General features: G+C 67.8%; 25 protein-coding genes. 18 read left to right on the forward strand and 7 right to left on the reverse strand.

Features of this window, described 5'->3' with window-relative positions; all coding sequences use genetic code 11:
• The 7 genes from ABTX24_RS21275 to ABTX24_RS21305 all read left to right on the forward strand — a co-directional run.
• Positions 1–1,611: acetyl/propionyl/methylcrotonyl-CoA carboxylase subunit alpha (locus ABTX24_RS21275; RefSeq protein WP_350842380.1), on the forward strand; the 1,611-nt coding region annotated here is incomplete at its 5' end.
• Positions 1,612–1,910: 299 nt separating this feature from the next.
• Positions 1,911–2,492, forward strand: a complete 582-nt coding sequence (locus ABTX24_RS21280) for an adenylate kinase (protein WP_350842382.1) — start codon at positions 1,911–1,913, stop codon at positions 2,490–2,492.
• 151 nt (positions 2,493–2,643) lie between these two features.
• Complete coding sequence (egtB, locus tag ABTX24_RS21285; protein WP_350842384.1) at positions 2,644–3,900, forward strand: ergothioneine biosynthesis protein EgtB; 1,257 nt, start codon at positions 2,644–2,646, stop codon at positions 3,898–3,900.
• Positions 3,897–4,367, forward strand: coding sequence for a hypothetical protein (locus ABTX24_RS21290; RefSeq protein ID WP_350842386.1), 471 nt, complete (start codon positions 3,897–3,899; stop codon positions 4,365–4,367). The genes egtB and ABTX24_RS21290 overlap by 4 nt, the downstream gene beginning before the upstream one ends.
• Positions 4,364–5,338, forward strand: a complete 975-nt coding sequence (egtD, locus tag ABTX24_RS21295; protein WP_350842388.1) for an L-histidine N(alpha)-methyltransferase — start codon at positions 4,364–4,366, stop codon at positions 5,336–5,338. Before ABTX24_RS21290 ends, egtD begins: the two co-directional genes overlap by 4 nt.
• A gap of 60 nt (positions 5,339–5,398) precedes the next feature.
• A complete protein-coding gene (locus ABTX24_RS21300; RefSeq protein ID WP_350842390.1) occupies positions 5,399–5,722 on the forward strand; it encodes a hypothetical protein in 324 nt (107 codons plus the stop codon).
• Positions 5,719–6,129 (forward strand): MerR family transcriptional regulator, encoded by a 411-nt coding sequence (locus tag ABTX24_RS21305; RefSeq protein WP_350842392.1) that lies wholly within the window; start codon positions 5,719–5,721, stop codon positions 6,127–6,129. The genes ABTX24_RS21300 and ABTX24_RS21305 overlap by 4 nt, the downstream gene beginning before the upstream one ends.
• A gap of 18 nt (positions 6,130–6,147) precedes the next feature.
• Here the strand turns inward: ABTX24_RS21305 and ABTX24_RS21310 are convergent, their stop codons facing one another.
• Positions 6,148–6,825 (reverse strand): TetR family transcriptional regulator, encoded by a 678-nt coding sequence (locus tag ABTX24_RS21310; RefSeq protein WP_350842393.1) that lies wholly within the window; start codon positions 6,823–6,825, stop codon positions 6,148–6,150.
• A 71-nt stretch (positions 6,826–6,896) separates the two neighbouring features.
• Between ABTX24_RS21310 and ABTX24_RS21315 the strand changes: the two genes are divergently transcribed.
• Together ABTX24_RS21315 and ABTX24_RS21320 are read left to right on the forward strand one after the other, a co-directional pair.
• Positions 6,897–7,748 carry a 3-hydroxybutyryl-CoA dehydrogenase gene (locus ABTX24_RS21315; RefSeq protein WP_350842395.1) on the forward strand — a complete coding sequence of 284 codons (852 nt, stop codon included), beginning with the start codon at positions 6,897–6,899 and terminating at the stop codon, positions 7,746–7,748.
• 26 nt (positions 7,749–7,774) lie between these two features.
• A complete protein-coding gene (locus ABTX24_RS21320) occupies positions 7,775–8,938 on the forward strand; it encodes an acyl-CoA dehydrogenase family protein (RefSeq protein WP_350842397.1) in 1,164 nt (387 codons plus the stop codon).
• Positions 8,939–8,945: 7 nt separating this feature from the next.
• On the opposite strand, the gene ABTX24_RS21325 is transcribed toward ABTX24_RS21320, so the two are convergent.
• From ABTX24_RS21325 to ABTX24_RS21335, 3 genes are read right to left on the reverse strand one after another with little or no spacing between them, the layout of a single operon-like run.
• Positions 8,946–9,179 (reverse strand): hypothetical protein, encoded by a 234-nt coding sequence (locus tag ABTX24_RS21325; protein ID WP_350842399.1) that lies wholly within the window; start codon positions 9,177–9,179, stop codon positions 8,946–8,948.
• A 2-nt stretch (positions 9,180–9,181) separates the two neighbouring features.
• Positions 9,182–10,459, reverse strand: a complete 1,278-nt coding sequence (locus ABTX24_RS21330) for a sensor histidine kinase (RefSeq protein WP_350842401.1) — start codon at positions 10,457–10,459, stop codon at positions 9,182–9,184.
• A complete protein-coding gene (locus ABTX24_RS21335) occupies positions 10,456–11,172 on the reverse strand; it encodes a response regulator transcription factor (RefSeq protein WP_350842403.1) in 717 nt (238 codons plus the stop codon). The genes ABTX24_RS21330 and ABTX24_RS21335 overlap by 4 nt, the downstream gene beginning before the upstream one ends.
• A 193-nt stretch (positions 11,173–11,365) precedes the next feature.
• Between ABTX24_RS21335 and ABTX24_RS21340 the strand changes: the two genes are divergently transcribed.
• The 4 genes from ABTX24_RS21340 to ABTX24_RS21355 all read left to right on the forward strand — a co-directional run bounded on the left by ABTX24_RS21340 (position 11,366) and on the right by ABTX24_RS21355 (position 15,463).
• The gene (locus ABTX24_RS21340) at positions 11,366–12,433 is read left to right on the forward strand and encodes an AAA family ATPase (RefSeq protein ID WP_160022092.1); all 1,068 of its coding nucleotides are present in this window, start codon (positions 11,366–11,368) and stop codon (positions 12,431–12,433) included.
• Positions 12,430–13,374, forward strand: coding sequence for a DUF58 domain-containing protein (locus ABTX24_RS21345; RefSeq protein ID WP_350842404.1), 945 nt, complete (start codon positions 12,430–12,432; stop codon positions 13,372–13,374). The genes ABTX24_RS21340 and ABTX24_RS21345 overlap by 4 nt, the downstream gene beginning before the upstream one ends.
• Positions 13,375–13,390: 16 nt before the next feature.
• Positions 13,391–14,395 carry a VWA domain-containing protein gene (locus tag ABTX24_RS21350; protein ID WP_350842406.1) on the forward strand — a complete coding sequence of 335 codons (1,005 nt, stop codon included), beginning with the start codon at positions 13,391–13,393 and terminating at the stop codon, positions 14,393–14,395.
• Positions 14,396–14,620: 225 nt separating this feature from the next.
• Positions 14,621–15,463 (forward strand): S1C family serine protease, encoded by an 843-nt coding sequence (locus ABTX24_RS21355; protein ID WP_350842408.1) that lies wholly within the window; start codon positions 14,621–14,623, stop codon positions 15,461–15,463.
• Positions 15,464–16,546: 1,083 nt separating this feature from the next.
• On the opposite strand, the gene ABTX24_RS21360 is transcribed toward ABTX24_RS21355, so the two are convergent.
• Positions 16,547–16,723, reverse strand: coding sequence for a hypothetical protein (locus ABTX24_RS21360; RefSeq protein ID WP_350842409.1), 177 nt, complete (start codon positions 16,721–16,723; stop codon positions 16,547–16,549).
• 678 nt (positions 16,724–17,401) lie between these two features.
• Between ABTX24_RS21360 and ABTX24_RS21365 the strand changes: the two genes are divergently transcribed.
• The 3 genes from ABTX24_RS21365 (at position 17,402) to ABTX24_RS21375 (ending at position 20,848) form a co-directional block, all read left to right on the forward strand.
• Positions 17,402–18,004 (forward strand): hypothetical protein, encoded by a 603-nt coding sequence (locus tag ABTX24_RS21365; protein WP_350842411.1) that lies wholly within the window; start codon positions 17,402–17,404, stop codon positions 18,002–18,004.
• Positions 18,005–18,006: 2 nt separating this feature from the next.
• Positions 18,007–19,452 (forward strand): hypothetical protein, encoded by a 1,446-nt coding sequence (locus ABTX24_RS21370; protein WP_350842413.1) that lies wholly within the window; start codon positions 18,007–18,009, stop codon positions 19,450–19,452.
• Positions 19,453–19,612: 160 nt separating this feature from the next.
• Positions 19,613–20,848 carry a hypothetical protein gene (locus ABTX24_RS21375; protein ID WP_350842415.1) on the forward strand — a complete coding sequence of 412 codons (1,236 nt, stop codon included), beginning with the start codon at positions 19,613–19,615 and terminating at the stop codon, positions 20,846–20,848.
• A gap of 215 nt (positions 20,849–21,063) precedes the next feature.
• Here ABTX24_RS21375 and ABTX24_RS21380 read toward each other — a convergent pair whose 3' ends face one another.
• Positions 21,064–22,743: an alpha/beta hydrolase gene (locus tag ABTX24_RS21380; RefSeq protein ID WP_350842417.1), complete on the reverse strand. Its 1,680-nt coding sequence runs from the start codon at positions 22,741–22,743 to the stop codon at positions 21,064–21,066.
• A gap of 92 nt (positions 22,744–22,835) precedes the next feature.
• Positions 22,836–23,390, reverse strand: a complete 555-nt coding sequence (locus tag ABTX24_RS21385; protein ID WP_350842419.1) for an LURP-one-related/scramblase family protein — start codon at positions 23,388–23,390, stop codon at positions 22,836–22,838.
• A 260-nt stretch (positions 23,391–23,650) separates the two neighbouring features.
• On the opposite strand from ABTX24_RS21385, the gene ABTX24_RS21390 reads away from it, so the two are divergent.
• Both ABTX24_RS21390 and ABTX24_RS21395 read left to right on the forward strand, forming a co-directional pair.
• Positions 23,651–25,105 carry a basic amino acid/polyamine antiporter gene (locus tag ABTX24_RS21390; protein WP_350842421.1) on the forward strand — a complete coding sequence of 485 codons (1,455 nt, stop codon included), beginning with the start codon at positions 23,651–23,653 and terminating at the stop codon, positions 25,103–25,105.
• A 27-nt stretch (positions 25,106–25,132) separates the two neighbouring features.
• Entirely contained in the window at positions 25,133–26,383 is a 1,251-nt protein-coding gene (locus ABTX24_RS21395; RefSeq protein WP_350842423.1) for an arginine deiminase, read from the forward strand.
• The last annotated feature ends 1 nt before the right edge of the window (position 26,384 follow it).

Below are 26,384 nucleotides of genomic sequence, written 5' to 3' on the forward strand. Positions count from 1 at the left end.
TCCTACGCCCTGGGTGGCGCGACCCCGGCGGAGTCGTACCTCTCGATCGAGAAGATCCTCGACGTCGCCAAGCAGTCGGGTGCGGACTCGGTCCACCCCGGCTACGGGTTCCTGGCCGAGAACGCCGACTTCGCCCAGGCCGTGATCGAGGCGGGTCTGACCTGGATCGGTCCCTCGCCTGAGGCCATCGATGCGCTGGGGGACAAGGCCAAGGCCAAGCAGATCGCTTTGAAGGCCGGGGCGCCGTTGGCGCCGGGGCTCAAGGACCCGGTCAAGGACGCCTCCGAGATCGTCGACTTCGCCAAGGAGTACGGCCTGCCGGTCGCGATCAAGGCCGTCTTCGGCGGCGGTGGCCGCGGTCTGAAGGTCGCCCGGACCCTGGAGGAGATCCCCGACCTGTACGAGTCCGCGGTCCGCGAGGCCGTGGGTGCGTTCGGGCGGGGTGAGTGTCTGGTGGAGAAGTTCCTCGACAAGCCCCGTCACGTCGAGACCCAGTGCCTGGCCGATACCCACGGCAACGTGGTCGTGGTCTCCACCCGGGACTGCTCCCTGCAGCGCCGCCACCAGAAACTGGTCGAGGAGGCCCCCGCCCCGTTCCTGACCGAGGAACAGAACAAACGGCTGTATGAGTCCTCCAAGGCCATCTTGCGCGAGGCCGGCTACGTCGGCGCCGGAACCTGTGAGTTCCTGGTCGCCGCCGACGGCACCATCTCCTTCCTCGAGGTCAACACCCGCCTCCAGGTCGAACACTGCGTCTCCGAGGAAGTCACCGGCCTCGACCTCGTGCGGGAGATGTTCCGCATCGCCGCCGGCGAAGAGCTCGGCTACGACGACCCCGAGGTCCGCGGCCACTCCATCGAATACCGCATCAACGCCGAAGACGGCGGCAACAACTTCATGCCCGCCCCGGGCACCCTCACCGAATGGGCACCCCCCGCCGGACCCGGCGTCCGTCTGGATGGCGGCTATGAGAAGGGCGAGACCATCCCGGGAGCCTTCGACTCCCTCATCGCCAAGCTGATCATCACCGGCACCACCCGTGAACAGGCCCTGGAGCGTTCGCGTCGTGCCCTGGACGAGTTCAAGGTCGACGGGATGCCCACCGTGATCCCGTTCCACCAGGCCGTCGTGAACGACCCCGCCTACACCGCCGCCAACGGGTCCTTCGACGTCTACACGACCTGGATCGAGACCGACTTCGACAACCAGATCACCCCGTACGCTGGCGGTCTGGGTGAAGCCGAGGAGGCCGGCGAGCGTCAGACCGTGGTGGTCGAGGTCGGCGGCAAGCGCCTCAACGTCTCCCTGCCCGCCGGGCTCGGCGGCCTCACCACCGGTGGCGGTGCCGCGGCGAAGAAGCCCAAGCGCTCCGCGAAGAAGACCGGCGCGGCCGCCTCCGGCGACTCCGTCACCTCCCCGATGCAGGGCACCATCGTCAAGATCGCCGTCGACGAAGGCCAACAGGTCGCCGAGGGCGACGTCGTCGTGGTCATCGAAGCCATGAAGATGGAACAACCCCTCAAGGCCCACAAGGCCGGCACCATCACCGGACTGAACGCCACCGTGGGCGAGACCGTCACCAACGGCGCCGTCATCGCCGAGATCAAGTAGCTGAAGGGACCTGTGATGACACCAGCGCCTGCGACTCTCCCCAGGCCCCAGTCACGCGGCAACGTGAGCATGCAGTGGCTGGCGACGGCGCCGCAGACACAGCCGCGGCACTCTCGCGACCGCTCGCCGTGGGGGACCGTACACATCCGGAGGAACGGCTCCCAGCGAACGGCCTGCGGAGAACCGACCGCGCTCTGGTACACGTTCTGGGAGCTCCCGATCAACATGACGTCTCCCGAGATGTGCCGGTCGTGCGCGCAACGTGCCGCGGGCGAGCCCGCGACCATGGCGGGTCGCTGATGCGGATCATCATCATGGGCCCGCCGGGCGCTGGTAAGGGAACTCAGGCCAAGCGCCTCGCACAGCACTTCGGCATCCCGGCCATCTCCACCGGCGACATCTTCCGCGCCAACGTATCGCTGGCCACTCCACTCGGTCTGGAGGCCAAGCGCTACCTGGACGCCGGTGAGTACGTGCCGGACGAGATCACCAACAACATGGTCCGCGACCGGATCGGCGAGCCCGACGCGGCCAACGGCTTCCTTCTCGACGGCTATCCCCGCACGCTCGCACAGGTCGAGGAGCTCGACGGGATGATCAGACCCGCCGGCGACGAGATCGATGGCGTCATCAGCCTCGTCGTCGACGAGGACGAGGTGGTCGAGCGGCTGCTGCAGCGTGCCCAGACGGAGGGCCGAGCGGACGACACCGAGGACATCATCCGCCGTCGTCAGGAGATCTACCTCGAGCAGACGGCGCCGCTCATCGACGCGTACCGCGAGCGCGGTCTCATCGTCGAGGTCGACGGCCTCGGTGAGGTCGACGAGGTCACCAAGCGGATCCTCAGCGCCTGCGATTCATCCGCAGACGCCGTCTGCTGACACGCGAACGGTGACGTCGGTTGCCGCACACCGGGGCCGGTATGGCCCCGGTGTGCGGCACGGCTAAAAGCGCGTGGCGAAGGTTGGGCGACCAGGCAGAGTAGTTCGTAGCACTCGCCGTACTCGACCCTCCACCGTCAGGAGACGTGAGATGGACACGACCACTGCGATCGCCCGCTTCGACGAAGTCCGGGCCGACACCGAACGCCTCGCCGCACCCCTCTCCCCCGAGGACCAGACGGTCCAGTCGATGCCGGACGTCTCGCCGACCAAGTGGCATCGCGCACACGTGACCTGGTTCTTCGAGACCTTCGTACTGGCCGAGAACGAGCCCGGCTTCACACCGTTCCAGGACAAGTACTGGTTCCTCTTCAACAGCTACTACGAGCAGGTCGGGCCGAGGTACGCGCGGCCGATGCGTGGCGTGATCAGCCGCCCCGGTGCGTACGAGGTCGGTGACTACCGCCGCAACGTCGACGACCGGGTGCGGGACCTGCTCGACCGCGTGGACGAGGGCACCTTCGCCAAGCTCGCTCCGACCATCGAGCTCGGCTTCCACCACGAGCAGCAGCACCAAGAGCTGCTGCTGATGGACATCAAGCACGTGCTGTCGCTCAACCCGCTGCAGCCGACCTACGCCGGGCGTCCGGTCGCGGCCGGCGGGACCGACCGACTGGGGTGGGTCGACCTCGACGGTGGTCTGGTCGAGATCGGGTCCGAGGGTGGTGGGTTCTGCTTCGACAACGAGCTGCCACGGCATCAGCAGTGGCTGGAGCCGTACCGGCTGGCTGACCGGCTGATCACCAACGGCGAGTGGCTGGAGTTCATGGCCGACGGCGGCTACCGGCGCCCCGAGCTGTGGCTCTCGGACGGGTGGGCGCGGGTCAACGCCGAGGGCTGGGAAGCGCCCTTCTACTGGCGCGACCTCGACGGAGAGTGGTTCGAGCACACCCTGCACGGCACGTCCCCGCTCGACCCCGGGCTGCCGGTCTGCCACCTGAGCCACTACGAGGCCGATGCGTACGCCACCTGGGCAGGCAAGCGCCTGCCCACCGAGGCCGAGTGGGAGCACGCTGCCCGGACGTACGAGGTGATCGGCAACCTCGCCGACCGGGACAGCTTCCACCCACGGGCGGCCGGCCCCGCGACCGGCGGCCTGCGACAGCTCTTCGGGGACTGCTGGGAGTGGACCTCCTCGGCGTACCTGCCCTACCCGGGCTTCCACCCCGCCGCCGGCGCGATCGGTGAGTACAACGGAAAGTTCATGTCGAGCCAGATGGTGCTCCGCGGCGGCTGCGCGCTCACCCCGCCGGGACACACCCGCGCCTCGTACCGCAACTTCTTCCCGCCTGGTGCGCGCTGGCCCGTCACCGGGCTCCGGCTCGCCGACGACGGGCGTCGTGCGTGACCTGGTCGGCAGCCGTCACCTGTGCCCATCGCGGCATCCTCGGACCAACCCACACCCACGTCGACTGGGCCTGTGACCACGACTACTGCCCCGCTCCGCTGCGACTCGGCCCATGGACCGCCGCGGTCAGCGGCACCATCGACGACTCCTGGACGCTCATCCTCGACAAGGCGCAGCAGGAACGCCTGCCGATCGGCTCTGCCGTGGTCCAGATCGCCAACGAGATATCGGTCGGCGGCTTCTCGGTCCTCCTCAGCGACGGGGAGGAGCTTGCCCTGCTGACCGGTGACGAGGGCGGCCACCTGGTCGAGCCGGCGTCCTGGGAGTACGTCGTCAGCGGCCGTCCGCTCCCGGGCGCTCCGTCCACCTCGATCCCGCCGCGCACCATCGGCGTCCTCAGCCCGTGCGGGCCCACCTGGTGGCGACTCGACATGCCGCTTCACAACCCGAAGGAGAACCTCGCGTGACCCTCGACAGCACCGACCTCACCACCCTGCTGACCGCCGAGGACCTGCGCCGGAGCCTCGCGGAGGACGCCCGCACCGGCCTGAGCGCGTCGCCGAAGTGGCTCCCGCCGAAGTACTTCTACGACCAACGGGGTTCGGAGCTGTTCGAGGAGATCACCCGGCTGCCGGAGTACTACCCGACCCGCACCGAGCGAGCGCTGCTGACCGAGCATGCCCGGGAGATCGCCGAGGCCTCCGACGCCGAGGTGCTTCTGGAGCTCGGGTCCGGGTCCTCGGAGAAGACCCGGCTCCTGCTCGACGCGCTGACTCGGACCGGCCGGCTGACGACGTACGTCCCCGTCGATGTCAGCGCCAGCGCGCTCACCCAGGCGATGGACGCGCTCGCCGACGAGCGGCCGGGGCTCGCGCTACACGGTGTCGTCGCCGACTTCGACCAGCATCTCGGGCAGCTGCCGACCCCGGGACGCCGGCTGATCGCGCTGCTCGGCAGCACACTGGGCAACTACGACCGCCCCGGCCGCGAGCGGTTCCTGGGATCGGTCGCCGCCGCCATGCAGCCCGGGGAGGGTCTGCTGCTCGGGCTGGACCTGGTCAAGGACCCCGGTCAGCTGGTCGCCGCCTACGACGATTCCGCCGGCGTGACCGCCGAGTTCAACCTCAACGCACTGCGCGTTCTCAACAAGAGTCTGGGCGCCGACTTCGATCTCGACGGGTTCCGGCACCTGGCGCGGTGGAACGCCGACGAGGAGCGGATCGAGATGCGGCTGGTCGCGCAGGACTCCGCCCGCGTGGAGCTGAGCGAGCTCGAACTCGTCATCAAGTTCGACGAAGGTGAAGAGCTCCTCACCGAGCTGTCCTGCAAGTTCCGTCGCAGCATCGCCGCACTCGAGCTCGCCGCGGCGGGCTTCGGCGACCTTCGCTGGTGGACCGATCCGGAGGAGGCGTACGCGCTCGTCCTGGCCACCCGCTGAGCGACGCCGGCAGGCTTGGGCTTGCAACCTGTACCAAGGTCCAGGTTTACCGTGGTGGGTATGGAGAACCTGCTGACCACCGACGCGTGCACGCTGCCGACCGCTGAGCGCCCGCTACGACTGGCGGAGTTCGATGACCTGTTCGCCACGTCGGTCCGCGGCGTTCGGCGCCGCGGCGACGGCGTACTCATGCAGCTCACCGGCACGGAGGGGCTCCTCGAGCGCGTCCGCGACCTCGCCGCACGCGAGACCGCGTGCTGCTCGTTCTTCACCTTCACGATCGAGGGCACCGACCAGGACCTCACCCTCGACATCTCGGTGCCGCCCGACCGTCGGGAGATCCTGGACGCCCTGGCCGAACGAGCCCAGGAGCTGTCGGCATGAGCCTGCGGATCGCCGACGTCGCCCGGGCGGCCGGCGTGAACAAGGAGACGTTGAGGTACTACGAACGCCGCGGGCTGATCGCTCAGCCGGACCGAAGTCCGGGCGGGCATCGGCTCTATGACGAACGAGCCGTGCAGACTCTGCGGATCATCAAGGCCGCCCAGCGTCTCGGGTTCACCCTCGACGAGGTCGCCGACCTGATCGAGGTCGGCCGCCGGCGAGGGCGCGACTCCGGACTCCAGACGCGCGCTCGGGCCAAGCTGGTCGAGGTCGAGGCCAGGATGGCGGACCTCACGGCGATCCGGGACAACCTCCGCGCGGCCCTCGACGCCGGTTGCGATGACCTGCACGAGTGCGCGAGCAGCGACTGCTGCCCGCTGCCGTTCGCGGAGATCACCACCCGATAGGCCGACGTGCCTCGCGGCTCAGGGCGCTTCGTCGTCCAGCAGGGGCTGCAGCTGCGCCTGGATGGCGGCGGGCGTGGCCGAGGTGCGCAGCACGACCACGGTGGAGGACGGCTCGAGCCCTGAGGGCTGATAGCGCTCGAGGGCGACCCGCATCGCCTGGTCGAACTCGCTCTCGGGATCGGAGGTCTGGTCCCGGAGCCAGCGCCGGAGCACGTAGTTGTGGGCGGTCACGAGGTCGGCCGCCAGCAGATCGGCGCGCAGATGTCCGTCAGGCAGGTGGGACATCCACTCCCGAAGCCAGCGTGCGAACAGCCGCTGGTACTGCTGGATGCCACCCGTCTCACGGGCGCGCAGGGCAGGCACCGAGCCGACCAGGCGGTAGCGCGCTCGCGCCAGCTCCCCCTCGTCGAGGTAGTGACGCAGCACCACGCGCGCCGCCTCACTCAGCGCGACGGCGCGCGTCGCCGGGGTCGCCGCGGCCAGACGCTCGTCGATGCGGCCGAGCAGCAGGTCGTGCTCGGGAAAGATCACGTCGTCCTTGGACCCGAACGCACGGAAGAAGGTCGTACGCCCGACGCCGGCGCGACGCGCGATGTCCTCGGCGGTCGTCGCGTCGAAGCCGCGTTCCTCGAACAGTTCGTACGCCGCGGCGACCAGGCGATCCTTCGTCGTCGCTGATCGAGGCTTCTCGCTCATGACCTGAACCTACTTGTTGGTACGCCGTTCCGTCTATAAGGTACGGCGTACCAACACCTAGGAGGCTGCACATGAACGGGTTCAACCGCGTCGGCGTCGTCGGCGCCGGACTGATGGGGGCCGGCATCGCCGAGGTCACCGCGCGCGCCGGCAAGGACGTCGTCCTCATCGACGCCAACCCCGCGGCCGCCGAGGCCGGCCTCGACCGGCTACGGGCCTCCCTCGAACGGGCCGAGCAGCGCGGCAAGATCAGCGACGCCGCCGAGGTGCTGGAGCGCATCACCGTCAGCAGCGACCTCGAAGCACTCGCCGACCGGGACCTGGTCATCGAGGCGATCGTCGAGGACGAAGCCGCCAAGACCGCGCTGTTCACCCGGCTCGACGCCATCGTCACCGACCCCGAGGCCGTACTGGCCTCCAACACCTCCTCCATCCCGATCATGAAGCTCGCGGTCGCCACCGAGCGGCCCGCGCAGGTGATCGGGCTGCACTTCTTCAACCCGGTCCCCGTGCTCTCCCTGGTGGAGCTCGTGCCCAGCCTGCTGACCGCGCCGGAGACCGCCGACCGCGTGCGTACGTTCGTCGAGAACGACCTCGGCAAGCACCCCATCGACTCCCAGGACCGGGCCGGCTTCGTGGTCAACGCGCTGCTGATCCCGTTCGTGCTCTCCGCGATCCGGATGCTGGAGTCCGGGTTCGCGACCGCCGAGGACATCGACCAGGGCCTCGTCCGCGGTGCGGCCCACCCGCAGGGACCGCTGGCGCTGGCGGACCTGATCGGGCTGGACACGACCAAGGCCGTGGCCGAGTCGCTCTACGAGGAGTTCAAGGAGCCGCTCTACGCCCCGCCCCCGCTCCTCGCGCGCATGGTCGACGCCGGTCTGCTGGGCCGCAAGACCGGCCGCGGCTTCTACCACTACTGACCAACGCCATCGATCAAGGAGGCACCATGTCCGACGACTTTCCCTACCTCGAGCTCGCCGACCACCACCTCGACCTGCGCGAGGCCGTGCGCGCGATCGCGGTGAACAAGATCGCTCCGTACGCCGCAGAGGTCGATGCCGACGCGCGGTTCCCGACCGAGGCCTACGACGCGCTCGTCGCCTCCGGCCTCCACGCGGCGCACGTGCCCGAGGAGTACGGCGGCGAGGGCGCCGATGCCCTGGCGACCTGCATCATCATCGAGGAGATCGCTCGCGTGTGCGCCTCCTCCTCCCTGATCCCCGCGGTCAACAAGCTCGGCAGCCTCCCGCTCATCCTGGCCGGCTCCGAGAGCCTCAACCAGCGATACCTCCCGCCGCTCGCCGCCGGCACCTCGACGTTCTCCTACGCCCTCTCCGAGCGCGAGGCCGGCTCCGACACCGCCTCCATGAAGACCCGCGCCGTCCGCGACGGCGACCACTGGGTGCTGAGCGGCCAGAAGTCGTGGATCAGCAACGCAGGTGTCTCCGACTACTACACGGTTCTCGCGGTCACCGATCCTGACGGCCGGCGCGGATCCAACGTGAGTGCCTTCGTCGTGGAGAAGGGCGACGAGGGGTTCACCATCGGCGCACCCGAGAAGAAGCTGGGCATCAAGGGCTCCCCCACCTGCGAGCTGATGTTCGACGCCGTCTACCTGCCTGACGACCGCGTCATCGGCGAACCCGGCACCGGCCTTCAGCTCGCCCTGCGCACCCTGGACCACACCCGCATCACGATCGCCGCCCAAGCCGTCGGCATCGCCCAGGGCGCCCTCGACCATGCACTGGCCTACGTCCAGGAGCGCCAGCAGTTCGGCAAGCACATCGCCGACTTCCAGGGGATCCAGTTCATGCTCGCCGACATGGCCATGAAGCTCGAGGCCGCCCGCCAGCTCGTCTACGTCGCTGCCGCCAAGTCCCAGCGGGACGCCGGCGACCTGTCCTTCTTCGGGGCAGCCGCCAAGTGCTTCGCCAGCGACACCGCCATGGAGATCACCGTCGACGCCGTCCAGCTCCTCGGTGGAGCCGGCTACACCCAGGACTTCCCCCTCGAACGCATGATGCGCGACGCCAAGATCACCCAGATCTACGAAGGCACCAACCAGATCCAGCGCGTGGTGATGGCACGCCAGCTGCTCGGGAAGCGGTAGCCGCGGTTCAGCTCGCCCAGCAGTCGTCCCACGTCTCGTACGTCCGGTCGTCGGCGTACGTCGTCGACCAGCGGGCTTCCTCGACCGTCTCGACCGTGCCGTAGTAGGTCGTCGGCTTGGTGGGCGGCGGGGGCGCCGGGTCCACCTGGACGGTGACGTTCATGCAGGCGCTGGTGACGGCTCCGAGCAGAACCACCGGGGCAAGAGCTCGTACGCCGAACCACGTCGTTGCTGTTCTCATGCTCACTCCTCGAGCGGTGGGTCGGCGGGCAGCCCCAGCAGCGGGTCGCCTTCTGGTGGCGAGTCGGTGCGCCCCGCGGAACGGTTCATGGCGTGGTCGGGGAGCCAGAGCACGAAGGTGCTCCCGGCCTTCCCGTGGCTGACCAGGACGAGCCGGCCCTCGTGGCTCTCGGCGATCTGGCGGGCGATGGAGAGGCCGAGGCCCGACCCGTCGGTGACGGCGTCGTCGCCGGACGTACCGTTCCCGCGGTAGAACCGGTCGAAGACGCGTTCCTGGTTCGCCTCGTCGATTCCCGGTCCCTCGTCGGCGACCGCGGCCCAGGCCCAGCCGTCGCGGCTGCCCATGCCGACCGTGAGGGTGGAGCCGGCCGGGGCGAGTCTGACGGCGTTGGACAGCAGGTTGGCCATGACGCGCTGCAGCGCGTCGGGGTCGCCGACGACGACCGGTCCACCATGGCTGCGCTCGACCACACTGAGACCGCGTGCCTCCGCCGGCAGCCGGTACTCCCGAACGGCCGCGGTGACGGCTCCGGCCAGGTCGACCTGACGGTCGGTGAAGGCCTCCGATCGGCTGCGGGCGATGGCCAGTAGGTCCTCGATGAGGCGGCGCATCCGGCGGGTCGCCTGGAGCACGACCAGGCTGGCCTCGCGCCGCTCGGGGATCGTGGAGCGTTCGTTGGCGAGGACGGCCTCGACGTTGGTGTGGATGAGCGAGACCGGGTTGCGCAGCTCGTGGGAGACGTCCTCGACGAACCGGCGCTGGTCGGAGAACGCCCGGTCGAGGCGGGCGAGCATGGAGTCGATGGTGTCGGCGAGCGTACGCAGCTCGTCGTGCGGCCCGGTCGCGCCGATGCGCCGGGTGAGGTCGGAGGCGTTGATCTCCTGGGCGGTGCGGGTGATCGCGCCGACCGGCCGCAGCGCGCGACCGGCCACCCACCAGCCGATGGCCAGGCTGAGCACGAACATCACGATCAGCGCGATGATCGAGTAGTTGCGCAGCGTCTGGAGCGAGGCGTAGTTGACCGCCTCCTGGACGTCGGCGAAGTCCGCGGCCTGGAACTCCTGGCCCGGCTTGTAGACGATGTGGCCGTCCTCGGTCTCGAACTTCTTGACCGTCACCGGGTCCAGCGGCGCGGCGCTGATGCTGCTGGAGACCGCGAGATAGACCCCCGCGAGCAGCAGCGCGGTCACGCCGAACAGGAGCGAGGAGTACGTCAGGGTCAGCCGCACCCGCACCGTACGGAGCCAGCGGGGCACCCGCGCCAGCCGGCCCTCACTCATGCGGTCACACCCCGGTCCAGCTCGGGCAGATCCCGGAGCCGGTAGCCGCGGCCGACGACGGTCTCGAGGGCCGGCGCCTCCTCGCCGACGGTGAGCTTGCGGCGCAGCGTGCCGACGGTGACCCGCACGGTCTGGGTGAACGGGTCGGCGTTCTCGTCCCACACGTGCTCCAGAAGCTCCTCGGCCGAGACGATGTAGGCGGGCCGGGACATCAGGTAGCGCAGGACGGAGAACTCCTTGAGCGTCAGGCCGAGCTCGCGGTCGCCCCGCCGGGCCAGCTGCCGGGCGGTGTCGAGCCGGATCGGCCCGTGCGTCAGCACGGCGGAGCCATCGCTGCTCGGCCGGCGCAGCAGTGCGCGCAGCCGCGCGGTCAGCTCGGCCAGCTCGAACGGCTTGGTCAGGTAGTCGTCGGCACCGACGTCGAGGCCGCGGACCCGGTCGTCGAGACGGTTGCGGGCGGTGAGCATCAGGATCCGCGGTGCCTCCTCGCCGGGGATCTCCAGATCCCCCGTACGCAGCGCCGCGGCCACCTCGAAGCCGCTGCCGTCGGGCAGATTGATGTCCAGGACGACGAGGTCGTAGGCGTTCACGCCGAGCTTCTCCATCGCGTCGGCAACAGATCCAGCCCCGTCGACGGCGTACCCCTCCCGCTGCAGCGCGACCCGCAGGGCGCTGACCAGGCCCGCCTGGTCCTCGACGATCAAGACCCTCACGCTCAAGAACGGTAGCGCGTGGCCGGGCCGGCGCCCATGCGTAGGAAGTAATCGCTCGGTATCGGTTCCGCCCAGCTCTTTCGGATCGCTTTCGGTGCCGTTTCCGCTGGTTTTCGCCCTTCTCCGATGTGATCGGTGCTCAGCAGAGCCATCCAGGCCACAGCCACGACACACCCAGCCAGGGAGGTCCCCCATGTGGGAGCCAGAGCAGAAGCAGCCGATCACCGAGCCGATCCGGTCCGACATCGGGACGAGTGCCGTCCTCGAGCGGGTGCTGTTCGAGGTCAAGCGCGTGGTCGTGGGACAGGACCTGATGATCGAGCGGATGCTGGTCGGGCTGCTCGCCCGCGGCCATGTGCTGCTCGAGGGTGTGCCGGGTGTCGCCAAGACCCTGGCCGTACGCACCCTCGCCGACGTCGTCGGCGGCTCGTTCGCCCGGCTCCAGTTCACCCCGGACCTGATGCCCTCCGACATCGTCGGCACCCGGGTCTGGCGCCCGTCGGCGGAGCAGTTCGACACCGAGCTGGGACCGGTCTTCGCCAACCTCGTCCTCGCCGACGAGATCAACCGGGCCCCGGCCAAGGTGCAGTCGGCGCTGCTGGAGGCGATGGCGGAGCGCCAGGTCAGCATCGGCGGCACCAGCCACCGCCTGCCCGACCCGTTCCTCGTCCTCGCCACCCAGAACCCGATCGAGAACGACGGCGTCTACCGGCTGCCCGAGGCCCAGCGCGACCGCTTCCTGCTCAAGGTCGACGTCGGCCACGTCGACGAGCTCGAGGAGATGACCATCATCCAGCGGATGGGCACGCAGCCACCACGCGCCGAGCAGATCCTCGACGCCACCGCGCTGCGACACCTGCAGTCACGAGCGGACCAGGTCTTCGTCCATCACACCGTCGCGCAGTATGCGGTCAAGCTCGTCATGGCGACGCGTACGCCGCATGCCTACGGGCTCCGCCACCTCGAGGGGCTGCTGGCCTACGGCGTCAGCGCACGTGGCAGCCTCGGTCTCATCACCGCAGGTCGCGCCCTGGCACTGCTGCGCGGGCGCGACTACGTGCTGCCCGGCGATGTCGCCGACCTGGCCGGCGACATCCTGGCCCACCGGCTGGTGCTCACCTTCGACGCCGAGGCCGACGGGGTCGACCCCCGCGCCGTCGTGGACGCCGTCCTCGCCGTCGTCCCGCAACCGCGGGCGACGCCGAGCGACGACGACTCCGAGACCGCCGAGCCGGCACCCGATGCGGAGCTGGCCTCGTGAACCCGGCACGGCGCTCGCCCGACGGCGCCTTCCGGAGGCTGGATCTGACCGTCCAGCGGCGAGTGAGCGGGCTGCTCCAGGGCGAGACCGCCGGCCTGCGGCTCGGGCCGGGCAGCGACGCCGAGGAGCTGGTCCCCTACTCCCCCGGCCACGACGTACGCCGCATCGACTGGAACGCCACCGCCCGCCTGGGCGACCCGCACGTCTGGCTCACCCAGGCCGAGCACGAGCTCGAGACCTGGGTCCTGGTCGACCGCACCCCCAGCATGGCATTCGGAACCGCGCTCGCCGAGAAGGTGGAGGTCGCCGAGGCGACCGTCTCCGCGATCGGCATCGTGGCCGACGGCCCCGGCAACCGGGTCGGTCTCGGGATCCTCGATGCCGGCGGCGTACGTTGGCGCCCGCCCACCACCGGTCGCCGGGTAGCCCGCCGGCTGCTGACCACGGAGCCGCCCTCGCCGCGTACGTCCGAGGCGGCGACCGGCGCCACCTTCGCCGCAGCGCTGGTCGAGCTCGGCCGCCGCGCCCGGATCCCGGGGCTGCGGGTGATCGTGTCCGACCTGCTGCCCGCGGACGGGACCTGGGAGCGGACCTTCGACTGGGAGCCGCCGCTGCGGCGGCTGACCGCCCGCCACGACGTGATCGTCGTCGAGATCGTGGACCCCCGCGAGCTCGACCTTCCCGCCGTCGGCCACGTCACGATCCTCGATCCGGAGACCGGCCGTCAGCACGAGGCCGACACCTCCGACCCGCGGCTGCGGGCGGCGTACGCCGAGGCGATGAGGTCGCTGCGCGAGCACAACGCGGAGGCCCTCCGGGCCGCCGGTGCGGACCACCTCCGGGTCTCGACCGACGACGACTGGGCACGCCTGCTCATCCGCCTGCTGCGCCGCCGGGCACGGCATCCCCGACCGGCCCGCTCACGCTCGGCCACCCACTGATCGGAAGGAGCCCTCGATGAGACTCACCCAGCCCCTGTTCCTGCTCGCGCTGGTCCCGGTCGCCCTGCTCGCCATCGGCTATCTGGTGATGCAGCGCCGCCGGATCAAGTACGCCCTCCGGTTCGCCACCGCGCCCATGCTCGAGCGCCTCGTCCCGCACCGCCCACGCTGGCGCCGCCATCTGGCCGCCGGGCTGGTGGTCGGTGCCCTGGCCCTGCTCGCGGTCGCCACCACCCAGCCCCAGGTCCGGGCACAGGTGCCGTACGAGCGCGCCACGATCCTGGTCGCCATCGACACCTCCGCCTCGATGTCGGCCGAGGACATGCCACCCAACCGTCTCGAGGCCGCCAAGGCAGCCGCCGTCGACTTCATCGAGCAGCTGCCACCGCGCTACAACGTCGGACTCGTCAGCTTCTCGAGCAACGCCCGCGTCGTCTCCAGCCCGACCACCGACCACGCCCTGGTCACCCGGAGCGTCGAAGGTCTCGGCCCACCCGACGGCGGCACCGCCATCGGCGAGGCCGTCTACTCCTCGGTCAACGACCTGCGGCAGATCCTGGACGAAGCCGCGGGCGGTCCGTCCGCCTCACCCTCGCCCAACGGCTCCGACGACACCGACGAAACCGACGAGAGCGGGTCCCCAGCCCACCTCGTACTCCTCTCCGACGGCGGCAACTCCGCAGGCCGCAACCCGGTGGCGGCGGCCGAGGCCGCCAGTGAGGCGGGACTGCCGGTCTCGACGATCGCCTACGGGACCGAGGGCGCCAGCGCCGCCCTGCCCGGCGGACAGTCGGTCGAGGTCCGCGAAGACACCCTGCGCCAGCTGGCCGACACCACCGGCGGCGAGTTCTACCGCGCCTCCAGCGCCGACGAGCTGCGCGAGGTCTACGACGACATCGGCACCCTCGTCGGCTACCACGTCGAGTACCGCGAGATCACCGTCTGGGTCGTCCTCGGCGCCATGGTCCTCGCCTTCGCCGCCGCCGCGCTCTCCCTGCGCTGGTTCGCCCGGCTCATCTAGGCACTCCGGAAAGGCACTCTCGTGAACGACACCGCATCGCCGGGGCCGGGCCTCGGCCGACCCACCGGACCCCAGCAGTGGACCGTCTCGGCTCCGCCCTCGCGCGCCGCGCGCCCGCTCCAGCCCGCACCACCACCCCCGATCCGACCAGTCGCACCCACGCCGGCACCACCGGCCGCGCCGAGCCCGACCCCCCTGTCGGCGCCCCCTCCGGCGCGACGTGTGGTGCGTGACCGCTACGGCAGGGTGCGGCTGGTCGCCCCACGACGCTTTCCCGATCCACAGGGCCCACCGGCCGGCGCTCCCCCGGAGCCGCCCGCCGCGCTGGCCAAGCGGCCACGGCGTACCCGCACCGTCATGCTCACCCTCGCGGCGGCCGTCGTAGCGGGTGCGGCGACCAGCGGCGCGATCACCCTCATCACCCCCGACCCCGAGCCCGGCGCGGGCACCATCGCCGCGCCGGCCCCAGCACCTCAGGGAGGCGCGCCGACCAACGCCACCGAGGCCGCCGCCCAGCGCATCCTGCCCAGCGTGGTGCAGGTCCGTGCGGGCCGCGGCACCGGCTCCGGGGTCGCGATCGACGGCGTCGGTCATGTGGTCACCAACGCCCACGTCGTCCAGGGCTCCGACTCGGTGAGCCTGGTGCTCGCCGACGGCAGCACCACCTCGGGCCGCGTCATCGGCAGCGACGAGCGCAACGACATCGCGGTGATCGCCACCAACCCCAATGCCGTACGCGCCGCCACCATCGGTCAGAGCGGCAACCTCCGGATCGGGCAGCCCGTGATCGCCGTCGGCTCGCCTCTCGGTCTCAACGGCACGGTGACCTCCGGCATCGTCAGCTCACCCCACCGCTCCTCCGGATCGAGGCCCGAGATGATCCAGACCGACGCCGCCATCAACCCCGGCAACTCCGGCGGCCCGCTGGTCGACCTCCAGGGCCGTGTCGTCGGGATCAACACCTCCATCGCCACCCTCGGCGGCCCCAGCGGCAACATCGGCATCGGCTTCGCCGTCCCCATCGACCGGGTACGCACCGTCGCCCAGGCCCTGATCAGTCAAGGCTGAGCGAACCCCACGTCAACAGCCATTTCTCCCGCCGGAGTGATTATGACCCGCGCATGGTCGCGGCGGCGCGGTCCTGCACCTGGAGAGCGGCGCCGCACCGAAGGGTCTGTGGGTACGGTCGGGACGGAGCTGGGTCTCGATTCATGCGGCACACGGCCTCACCAACTCGCCACGGCGAACCAGTGGCGATGCGCAGGGTGCCTCAGCGCGATCCTTTGGCCCGCGTGGAAGCCCTGCGGCGCGAGCACCGCTAAACCAGAAGTCCTCGAACATAGACCCCAGGACGGACCGGCGGCGACGGATGGGCACTAGACGAGTCTCACTTGTCCAAGACCCGAGTAGTAGGGGTACGGCCTCTGATCCCGCCCGCAAGGACTGAACTGGCCCTAAACTGATCTCATCATGTCAAGCGGCCGGGATGACTTCTCGCCTAAAGCCAAGCAGGCGTTGGCAAGTGAAGCTGGCCTGCGCTGTGGAAACCCTTACTGCCGCTCCATGACCTCGGGGCCGTCGGATTCCTCGGCTACGGGCACGGCGAATCTCGGAGACGCGGCTCACATCACCGCCGCCTCAGAGAACGGCCCGCGGTACGACGCTACCCTGTCCCACAGCGAAAGGTCTGCGGCCGCGAATGGCATCTGGTTGTGCAAGAACCATGCCAAACTGGTGGACAACGACACAGGTCGCTACACAGTGCGACTTCTGCGTGCTTGGAAGAGGCGAGCAACGGAACTTGCGGCGGCCGACCTCAGCGGTCAAAGAGGCATTGATCGCTCTGCTGGCCTGCTGCCTCACTACCGTCGCCTTCAAAGCCCACGAGACCCTCGGGCGGAGTGGCGCACGACGTGCGCCGAGTTCATCGAGGACGCCTCGCCGAGACACCTATGGACTGCGCAGAAGACGGAACTGGTCAAGTTCGTGCTCTATGAGCTCGGCCTTAACGCGTTCATACATGGAGAGGCGACGTGGACCAGCATCCGCTCACGCGGCCATCACATCTTGCTGCGTCACGATGGTCCGGCTTTCGACCCGCTTCAACTCTTGGAGCAAGGCGGCCGCGGCGGTGCGAGTGCGCTCCGGCAACTACGGGCTCACTTTCCAGACTCTCTCGTCCTCCGGTACCAGCACAATGGCAAGGTCGCCTCTCACACCGTTGCTGACGTCAGCGTCGGTGGAGTAGCCGCCAACCCATGCGGACTCACCAGCGATGCCCTCATCCACGGCCAGCCGCTTCATATCTCCGGATGCGAGGCCGTCCATGTTTATGTTTCTCCTAACTGGGCATACAGCGACGCGTTTCTGCTGCAGAGCGCGTTGAGCCAAATCGACGAACCAAGACCAGTCATCCTGCACGGACTCTCACCGGAGAGCCACTGGGACACATTTTTTCGGACGAGCCACTCGAACATGCGTCGAGCCGACGACCGGGGACCCACACACCCAACATCCGATTGAGACCGAACGACCCGCGTCTGATGAAGCCCGAGTGCATGCCTCAGAGGCTCCATTCGTCTCGGCTCGCTGCAGGCCGCCCTAGCACCAATCTCGTGCTGACGAACGTCCCCGACCACATCGCCAGCATGGACGACGCATCGCCAGCAGCCTGTCGTTAGCTCCAGGAACGACGACTTCCGGCGACGGCCCTACCCGCTGACAGCTCAAATCGCCGAGTCTAGCGGGAGATCGACCCTGGCGCGGCAGCGACAGGCTTGGGCCGCGACCTGGCATGACCGCATCGCGGTCTACTCTGAGATCGAGCAACTGCGCCCGACTGCTGATGCGGTTCTTCCCTCTCCACGGGGGCAGGGCCGAACCCTTGTGCTGAAGCAGTGGCCGCGTCCGACTACGCATTCTCCAATGACTTTCCGAGTTCGACCTCTCTTGCCTCTTCACCTCCGCTAGCGTCGCTGAACGTGGGAGAGCGCGGAGGTACGGATCTTGGCAGGTGAAGACAACCAGGACACCGGCCGAGACGGATTGCACGAGGCCAAGAGGTGGCTGGACCTGACGACGCGCGTCAAGACCAGCTGGACACATCGCGACGTCCCGCTCTCCGAGCTCTTGGCGTTCGACTGGCCGCACGGCACCACGTCGTTCTCGTTCGATATTGGCGGGATGTTCCGGGGCGATCCACTCGACAGCCAGTCGTTCCTCGCTGAGGTCAAGGCCTACAAGAACGAGAGTGACCTACCGACACACTTCCGAGACTTCCTTGCCAAGTGTTACGTCGCCTATCTCGCTTATCCCGATCGATGTGGTCACTTTTTGTGGCTTTCGTGGTCTCCGTTCCAAGCGCAGTCGTGGGACAAGCACACCACTCCTGAATCTATTCAGAAAGCTCTGCTGCACAAGGAGAATCGGCAGCGTGTCCTCGGCACCGAGGACCAAACTGGCGCCGAGGCGGCCATCGATCACCAAGCCATACTCCAAGTCTCCGAACGTCTCTGGCTGCTCACTCTGGCACGTAAGCAGCGCGATCTGGTCCTCACCAGGGACCACTATCTGGAGGTCCTTAAACTCATTCAGGGGGAAGCGGTGTAATCATGAGACGAGAATTCGCTTCCGCCATGGCACTTGCGGCCGAGCAGCCGCGCGCCAGTGAGCGGATCAGCCGCATCAAACGTGCCGTCACTGACGAGATCCGACTTGCCGACCCTGAAGTCACCGTCAAGTACACCGACTACTTCAACAACGTTGCCGTGCCCGACTTGGTGCTACGCTGGCCAGCCGAGTCGCGGGAGCGACTCCTCTTCCTCCGCCCCCTTGCTGACCCTGACTGGCTCAACGACGAACTGACCGCCCTCTCACCGCATGAGCCGATGATCTTCACACTCGAAGACATCGGATCCGGCCACTCAGAGGATGACACGGCTGCGCAACGAGCCGCATCTATCACTCAGCTTGCTGAGCGCGCGTCAGCAAACAACACATGGGTTACAGATGCGTCTGCAATCGCGAGCATCGGGGAATCACGTCGTGACTCACCGGTGATAGGCTTACTAGGCCAAGCCCTGGTGCGCGGCGGACGCGGAGTCTCGAGCGGTGGCGAAATGCGCAACCTAACATCGACTACCGAGCACGCGTTCCAAGAGGCTGAGACTCTTCATCGCGCGCCCGTCGCAGCAGGAATCCGGTCGATGGAGACGGCCTTGCAACCTGCCCAGGCCAACCGAATCACTCGCGTCCTCCGAGCTGTTTGGGAAGGACACGGGGGCTCCGCGGCCGACTTCCCCACCGTCGCGACAACGGGTCCCCTATCTGACGATGACCTGTATTACCTCATGACGTCGCTCGACGACGCTCCTGCAGAGTTCTGGCGCCGGGTCGGCCGGACCGTAACGACGGAGCAACTAGGACGAGTGGCCCTGGCAGATCCGTCGCAAAGCCTCCAGCATCTTGTCGAGATGCATCTTGAACGTCTCACCGCGAAAGGGCTTCGCGTCACTCGTCGTCAGGCGCAACTCATTGAGCCCGACCTCACACCGCGTTGGATGATCGACCGAAGATGCCTGGCGATCCGCGGTGACGACTGGATCGCCCACATTGCCGCACGTAAAGCTGACGAACTACCTGCCGCGGAAGACAGCCAACAAACGGACCTCGACGGGCTCAGAGCAAGGGCACGTACCTCAGAGAGCGTCGTCACCCGCATCGAGTTTGGCAAGGAAGACCGCGTTGTCTCGTACGAGTCCAAGGAGAGGGCCGACGTGCTCGCCGACGTAGACCTTGAAAGATTGGCCGCAGACGTGCCCGGTCTCTCAGTCGCGAGAGCCGTGCTGTCGCTGCGCCGCGGCGGACAAGTCCATGCAGACTTCTCGACAGGCTCCGCTGTCGCGCCGACTAGTTCTACCGTCGAACTCGGCCCACTGATCCGTGCCGCAGTCCCCCTGTTCCTCGATCAAGACGCTGCTGATTGGTCGCAGATCCAAGGAACCGAGGCAAAGAACGATCCTACGACGCTGTTCGATTTGGGGAACGACCACGAATGAAGACCACCGGTCGACAGATTCACCCCGGCAACTGGAGATCGGTCCACTGGGCCGGTCACGCTCAATCAGTACGCAGCGAAGGGTCGCTGTCACAGGTCGGCGGAAGGTATTTCGAGTACGCACCGACGACGCGCCGATTCTCGGAGCGAGGCGAGAACACGTGGTAGAACAGCTGCACATTATGGGCCGTTCGACCGTACACGAGATCAGAGAATGGTTAGAGGGAACCGACCGGTTCGAGTTCCCGGTCACGGTGTTTGACGATCCTTCCAAGTGCTCGGTGACCTGCCTCAACGGCGAAAGCAAGACCTTTGACCTGTTCGGCTACATCATCGAGGCTCCCAGTGCAGCTGTGACCGGATCCAGGCGTCCTGTGTCACTGGAGTGCAAGAAATATTCGGCGGCTGGAGGTCAAGCGACCGAGTTCAGGAGGTTCCTTGCAGTCGCATACAGCAGCACGGCGCGCGCGATCCTCCAACACAAAAGGGACGAGGAACGCGAATTCATGTGGGTGACCTTTCACCCATTTTCGCTGAGTAACTGGTCAAAACTCTGTTCAGTTCCATACCTGCGCGAGTGCGTGGAAGAGCACGATGAACTTCTCGGAGCGGAAGCAATCGACGAGGATCTGCTGGCAAGGGTCGCCGAACGGGTTTGGGTCCTTGTCGTTAGCCAGAAGCAGATAGGTATCCCGCTAAAGCCCGCTGCCACGTCGCAACAGATCCAGATTCCGATCGATCGGAGAGCGGTGCGCGTCGCAACCGCTGCGATCTCGGCCAACGTCGGCGTTTCTGACCCGAGGATCTCTGATGAGATATACGAGGACGTGGTCCGTACCATCCGGGCAGTGGGCAACTCATTCGAGCGGTTGCCGAAGACGACAGGGCGGTTTAACGAGGAAGAACTTCGCGACGTACTGCTGTTTATCCTCAACAGTAACTACGAAGGCCTTGCTAGAGGAGAGGTCTTCAACGGAGCTGGCAAGACGGACATTCTGATTCCCTATCATGATCACAATCCGTTCGTGGGTGAGTGCAAGGTGTGGCGTGGCCAGAAAAAGTTCTCCGCCGCTATTGATCAACTTCTGGGGTACACGGTGTGGCGAGATACCAAGGCGGCGCTGGTACTGTTCATCAACGACGGAAACGCTGCGAACGTCATCGAGAAGGCAGACCGATGTATCCAGGATCACTCGTGTTTTGTCAGCGCCCCGCCGTCATCTGATCCGGACTCACGAAGAGACTACCTTCTGCATGCTATCGACGACCGCGTAAAGCAGATCCAAGTGGCGCTTCTTCCGATAGTGGTTCGTCAGCTCCAAGCACCACAGGCGCGACCTGATCCGACACCTGCCAACCACGTTTGGAGCAGCTCGGCGACCCCGCCAAATTCGTAGTTTCGCGCGAACACGATCACAATCGAGCGGCGACTCAACCGAGTCTCCCGCATACGTGCTTTGGACTCCAGCTATCTTTCCAACCGCTATCAGCCGTCGATAGAGGTCAACGATTCCGCAGTGCAGTTAAAGTACCGCCCACGTCCGTTAGTACCGCCGCGAGGCCCCGAATTTAGGTGCCACCCCGACCCCTCGGGTGCCCAATTAGCAGTCGGTCATCTCAGCCACACCCGGTTGCCGATGACCGCGGCCAGCTTGTCGGTGCGCTCATCCGTCCATCCCGGTGGCGGCAGGATCTCCGCCCAGGCGTTCACCGGCGCGGTGCCGAACTGGTGGCCCTCCCCCGCCGGCACCGAGTTGGCGGAGAACTGGTCGACGCCCAGCTGCAGCATGGTGACGCCCGGGATCCAGCGCACGTTCGGGGAGACGCCACGGCCGCGCTCCTCCTCCAGCCAGTCGGGCCGGTCCAGCGCCAGCGACGGTGACCACCACGTGATCGGGTCGTTCGCGTGCTGGAGATACCCGATCCGGGTGCCGTCCCAGGCTCCGGGCAGCTTCCACTCCTCGGGCCGGTCGGCGAAACGTACGATCTCGCCGTCGTCCAGGATCGGCAGCACCTGAGGCGTGCCCTGCTCGCGTTCCTCGGTGAACCGGTTCCAGAGCCGGTTGTCGGCGGTCGGGCCGACGAACAGGGCACCGTCGGTGCGGGTCGCGAGATCCTGCGCTCCGCTGAAGGCGGCCTCGCCGCCGAAGCTGCCCAGGCTCTCCCCGCTCACCACCAGCAGCGGGCGTTCGGCCTCGGGGATCTCCAGCCAGCGTCCGTAGACGGCGTCGAAGAGCGCCAGGCCGGCGTCCTGCGCACGCTGGCGGTCCAGGACGAAGGACATCCAGCTCGGGAGGTAGGAGTACTGCAGGCTGACCGTCGCCGTGTCGCCACCCCACATGAACTCCAGCGCCTGAGCCTGGTTCTCGTTGATCCAACCTCTGCCCGTGCCGGTCACCACGTTGATCACGGCGCGGTCGAAGCCGCCGAGCGCGTCGAGCTCGGCCACCGCGGCCTGCGCCTCGTCGCGGATGTCGACGCCTTCGGGGCCGGCCCCGATGTAGGCACGCACCGGCTGCTGGGCAGGCTCCTGGGTGAACTCGCCGATGTCCGCGGCGGTCGGCGCGCTCGCGATGAAGACCCGTCCCTGGCGGCCCAGGTCCTCCCATGCCTGGGACGAGGCCGGGCCGGCCGTGAGCTCGGGCGTCGTGGGAACGGGTACGCCGGTGGTGAACTCCTCGTTGATCGTGGCGAAGCTGGAGTCGAGTGCTCCCAGCAGCCGGTTGCCACCCACCCCGATGGCCAGCTCGTAGATCAGGACCGCAGCGATCAGGCCGCCGATCACGGTCGACGCGGCAGCGGGAAGGAAGCGGCCGACGAACCTGCCGATCGAGCGGCCCAGCGCCCTGATCGCCCGCGACAGCCCGAGGAACAGCGCGAACAGGACCGCTGTGATCAGCACGGTGAGCACCAGGTGCCAGAAGCCCACCCGGTCGACCCCGACCAGGTCGCGTACCTCGTTCTCCCACCGCAACGACAGTCCCAGCACGATCAGGGTGCCGACGCCGGCGACGCCGGCGAGAACCCGCCAGGCGATCACCCGTGCTCTACCGGTCAACCGGCCACCACAGCTGCGGACCAGCCATCCCGCCAACGCGCCCGCGCCGTACCCGGCCAGCATGCACAGCGCGGTGAGCAGCGCTTGGAAGAGCGCGGTCCGCGGCATCAACGACGGAGTCAGCGACGCCCAGAGAAGCACCACCATGCCGGCCGTCGCCGCGAACGGCGCTCGCAGCTGCCTTCGCAGCACGCTCACCACTCGGGCGACCCGCGGGCGCCCGATGTCGCTCATCGCCAACCCTTCATACGGGAATGATCCCCGAACTACAGGTGAGCCCGTCCGCAAATCAGGGCTTTATCTGCGGAGAGTTGAAGTCAGCGTCGTCACTTCGCGGGATGGACCATCGCATCGACCGCGACGGTCACGGCCAGGATGAGGGCTGCTTCCTCGCCGGGCGCGACCTCGACCCCGTAGGTGTCGCGGACCCGGAACCACTTCTTGGACACCTCGGCGATCTTGCGTCCGTCAGCCTCGATGTCGTACTCGTGGTCGACGATGTTGCCCTGGACCGTCCAGTCCTCACCCTGCTCGCGGTCGACCTTCCAGCGATCACGCAGGGGCGAGATGAGCGCCTTGTGCACGAGGGCGAGCTTCTCGCCGTCGGCGTCCTCGATCGCCATCGAGTCCCGGATGTGCAGGACCCTCGTCTGGATGCGGCAGACCTTGTTGCCGTGGGCGTCCTCGAGATCGAACGTGTCGCGCAGCCGCAACGCCTTGCCATCGACGCGGAAGACCCGGTCGCCGTCCTCGTTCTCGATCCAGTAGTCGTCACCGATGGAGATCATCTTCTGGCGCATCTGGAAGCGGTTGGCGCTCCCGCCACGCCCGAAGGCCTGGCGCTCCTCTTGTCGCTTGTCGCGTCGGTCTCGAAAGCCCATCGTCGTCTCCCTTCACAGGACCATCCCAGGGTCGTCGCAGACGAGGCGTCGCGGATCACACGTTCCGGGTGAGGTGGACGGATCGGATCCGACATGAGATCGGGAGGCTGCCGTACGCACGAACCTGGCACCGCGTCCGGGCCCCGGACGCGGAAAAAACAGATCAATGACCCTGTTAGCAACCCTTCCGGGAGTGTAAAGATGCGAACGGTTGCTACCGACAACAACTGGGCTCACCCGCCAAGGAAACAGGAGCCAGCATGAGTTCTGACGCTGCCACCACCGAAGCACCTGCCGTGGCGAAGATGAGTCTCCCAACCCTGACCGGGATGGTCGTGGGTGGGATGGTCGGCGCCGGGGTCTTCTCCCTGCCGGCCCGGTTCGGGGTCGCCACCGGCATCCTCGGCTCACTGATCGCGTGGGCGATCGCGGGCGCCGGGATGCTCATGCTGGCGTTCGTGTTCCAGACCCTCGCGGTCCGCAAGCCCGAGCTCGACTCCGGGGTCTTCATCTACGCCAAGGCCGGCTTCGGCGACTACGCGGGCTTCAACTCCGCGATCGGCTTCTGGGCCAGCTCCGTGGCCGGCAACACCTTCTACTGGGTCTTCATCGGCGCCACGATCGGAGCGTTCTACGACGGCTTCGGGGACGGCGACACCGTGCTCGCGGTCGCGCTCTCGACCGTGGGGGTGTGGCTCTTCCACTACCTGATCGCGCGTGGCGTCCGGGACGCCGCCGTGATCAACCGGATCGTCACGATCTTCAAGGTCCTGCCGATCCTGGTGTTCATCGTGGTCCTCTTCATCTCCTTCGACGCCGGCGTCTTCGCCGACAACTGGGTCGCCACCGGCTACGGCGATCTCGGCGGCCTCGACGAGCAGATCCGCAACACGATGCTGATCACCACCTTCGTCTTCATCGGCATCGAAGGGGCCAGCGTCTACTCCCGCTACGCCAGGAAGCGCGAGGACGTCGGGAAGGCGACGGTGCTGGGCTTCCTCAGCGTGCTGTCGATCTTCGCGCTGGTCACCCTGTCCAGCTACTCCGTCGTCCCGCAGCCCGAGCTGGCCGCCACCCGGCAGCCGTCGATGGTCGGGGTCTTCGAGTCGGTGGTCGGCGACTGGGGCGAGGTGTTCATCAGCGTCGCGGTGATCGTGTCGGTCCTGGGCGCCTACCTCGCCTGGACGCTGATGGCGGCGGAGGTCATGTACGTCCCGGCCCGCTCCGACGACATGCCCGCCTTCCTGGGTCAGGAGAACCGCAACGGCACCCCGATCACCGCGCTCGTGGTGACGTCGCTGGCCGTACAGGGGCTCCTCGCCCTCACCCTGTTCGTCAACGACGCGCTCAACTTCATGCTCGACCTCGCCACGAGCCTGGCGATCCTGCCCTACCTGCTGGCCGCTGCGTACGCACTCAAGCTCGGCCTGACCGGCGAGGCGTACGAAGGGGTGGCGGCCGGCGTACGCCGCAAGGAGACGATCGTGGCCGGCATCGCGACGGCGTACACGATCTTCCTCTTCGACGCCGCCGGGCTGAAGTTCGTGCTGCTGATGACGCTGATCCTCGCGCCGGCGTCGCTGCTGTACGTCAAGGCCCGCAGCGAGCGTGGCAGGAGGATCTTCAGTCCCACCGAGATCGCGCTGTTGGTCGCGATCCTCATCGGAGCGGCGATCGGCGTCGTCGGCCTGTGGACCGGCCGGATCTCCCTCTGATCTCCATCCCCGACAGAAAGGCATCCCATGTCCGAGCAGGAGTCCGCGTACGGCGTCCACTCCGAGGTCGGCAGGCTCAGGAAGGTGCTCGTCTGCGCACCCGGCCTGGCCCACCGCCGGCTCACTCCCAGCAACAACGACGAGCTGCTCTTCGACGACGTCATGTGGGTCGAGAACGCTCAGCGCGACCACGCCGACTTCGTGAACAAGCTGACCCAGCGTGGTGTCGAGGTCGTCGAGCTGCACGACCTGCTGGCGCAGACGCTCGCGGTCGCCGGCGCCAAGGACTGGATCCTCGACCGCAAGATCGTGCCGAACCAGGTCGGTCTCGGGCTGGTCGACGACACCCGCACCTACCTCGAGTCGGTCTCGGACCGGCAGCTGGCGGAGTTCCTCATCGGTGGCCTCGCGACCAGCGACCTGCCCGGCGACTTCCGCTCCGACTACGTGGGCCTCGCGCGGGAGTCGACCGGTGCCCGGGAGTATCTGATGCCGCCGCTGCCGAACACGCTCTACACCCGGGACACGACCTGCTGGCTGTACGGCGGGCTGACCATGAACCCGCTCTACTGGCCGGCCCGCAAGGACGAGACGCTCCTCTACAAGGCCATCTACCAGCACCATCCCGACTACGTCGGCTCGACCGTGTGGTGGGGCGACCCCGAGAAGGACTGGGGACAGGCCAGCTTCGAGGGCGGCGACGTGATGCCGGTCGGCAACGGGGTGGTCCTCGTCGGCATGAGCGAGCGCACCTCCCGCCAGGCGATCACCCAGGTCGCCAAGGCCCTCTTCGAGCAGGGTGCCGCGGAGAAGGTCATCGTCGCCGGGATGCCGAAGCTGCGGGCCGCCATGCATCTCGACACCGTGTTCACGTTCGTCGACCGCGACATCGTCACGCTCTATCCGACGATCATGGACGCGGTCCACACGTTCACGCTGGTGCCCTCCGACAAGTCACCCGGGGTCGAGGTGATCGACCACGGCGACGCGGCCTTCGTCGACGTCGTGGCGCAGGCCCTCGGGCTGACCGAGCTCCAGGTGATCGACACCGGCGGGGACGTCTACCAGTCCGAGCGGCAGCAGTGGGACAGCGGCAACAACGCGGTCGCGCTCGAGCCCGGCGTGGTGTTCACCTACGACCGCAACACCCTCACCAACACGCTGCTGCGCAAGGCGGGGGTCGAGGTCATCACCATCGTGGGCGCCGAGCTCGGCCGGGGCCGCGGTGGCGGACACTGTATGACCTGCCCGATCAGCCGCGATCCCGTGGAGTTCTGAG

This window comes from Nocardioides sp. NPDC127514, from assembly GCF_040302125.1.
Taxonomy (GTDB): Bacteria; Actinomycetota; Actinomycetes; order Propionibacteriales; family Nocardioidaceae; genus Nocardioides.

What these genes read in the sequence shown, in the direction of transcription:
- ABTX24_RS21325 (WP_350842399.1), bottom strand. Translation starts at nt 9,179, where the DNA reads ATGAGAACAGCAACGACGTGGTTCGGCGTACGAGCTCTTGCCCCGGTG.
- ABTX24_RS21320 (WP_350842397.1), top strand. Translation starts at nt 7,775, where the DNA reads ATGTCCGACGACTTTCCCTACCTCGAGCTCGCCGACCACCACCTCGAC.
- ABTX24_RS21330 (WP_350842401.1), bottom strand. Translation starts at nt 10,459, where the DNA reads ATGAGTGAGGGCCGGCTGGCGCGGGTGCCCCGCTGGCTCCGTACGGTG.
- ABTX24_RS21360 (WP_350842409.1), bottom strand. Translation starts at nt 16,723, where the DNA reads ATGGACGGCCTCGCATCCGGAGATATGAAGCGGCTGGCCGTGGATGAG.
- ABTX24_RS21300 (WP_350842390.1), top strand. Translation starts at nt 5,399, where the DNA reads ATGGAGAACCTGCTGACCACCGACGCGTGCACGCTGCCGACCGCTGAG.
- ABTX24_RS21390 (WP_350842421.1), top strand. Translation starts at nt 23,651, where the DNA reads ATGAGTTCTGACGCTGCCACCACCGAAGCACCTGCCGTGGCGAAGATG.
- ABTX24_RS21350 (WP_350842406.1), top strand. Translation starts at nt 13,391, where the DNA reads ATGAGACTCACCCAGCCCCTGTTCCTGCTCGCGCTGGTCCCGGTCGCC.
- ABTX24_RS21305 (WP_350842392.1), top strand. Translation starts at nt 5,719, where the DNA reads ATGAGCCTGCGGATCGCCGACGTCGCCCGGGCGGCCGGCGTGAACAAG.
- ABTX24_RS21380 (WP_350842417.1), bottom strand. Translation starts at nt 22,743, where the DNA reads ATGAGCGACATCGGGCGCCCGCGGGTCGCCCGAGTGGTGAGCGTGCTG.
- ABTX24_RS21310 (WP_350842393.1), bottom strand. Translation starts at nt 6,825, where the DNA reads ATGAGCGAGAAGCCTCGATCAGCGACGACGAAGGATCGCCTGGTCGCC.
- ABTX24_RS21315 (WP_350842395.1), top strand. Translation starts at nt 6,897, where the DNA reads ATGAACGGGTTCAACCGCGTCGGCGTCGTCGGCGCCGGACTGATGGGG.
- ABTX24_RS21370 (WP_350842413.1), top strand. Translation starts at nt 18,007, where the DNA reads ATGAGACGAGAATTCGCTTCCGCCATGGCACTTGCGGCCGAGCAGCCG.
- egtB (WP_350842384.1), top strand. Translation starts at nt 2,644, where the DNA reads ATGGACACGACCACTGCGATCGCCCGCTTCGACGAAGTCCGGGCCGAC.
- ABTX24_RS21385 (WP_350842419.1), bottom strand. Translation starts at nt 23,390, where the DNA reads ATGGGCTTTCGAGACCGACGCGACAAGCGACAAGAGGAGCGCCAGGCC.
- ABTX24_RS21280 (WP_350842382.1), top strand. Translation starts at nt 1,911, where the DNA reads ATGCGGATCATCATCATGGGCCCGCCGGGCGCTGGTAAGGGAACTCAG.
- ABTX24_RS21340 (WP_160022092.1), top strand. Translation starts at nt 11,366, where the DNA reads ATGTGGGAGCCAGAGCAGAAGCAGCCGATCACCGAGCCGATCCGGTCC.
- ABTX24_RS21395 (WP_350842423.1), top strand. Translation starts at nt 25,133, where the DNA reads ATGTCCGAGCAGGAGTCCGCGTACGGCGTCCACTCCGAGGTCGGCAGG.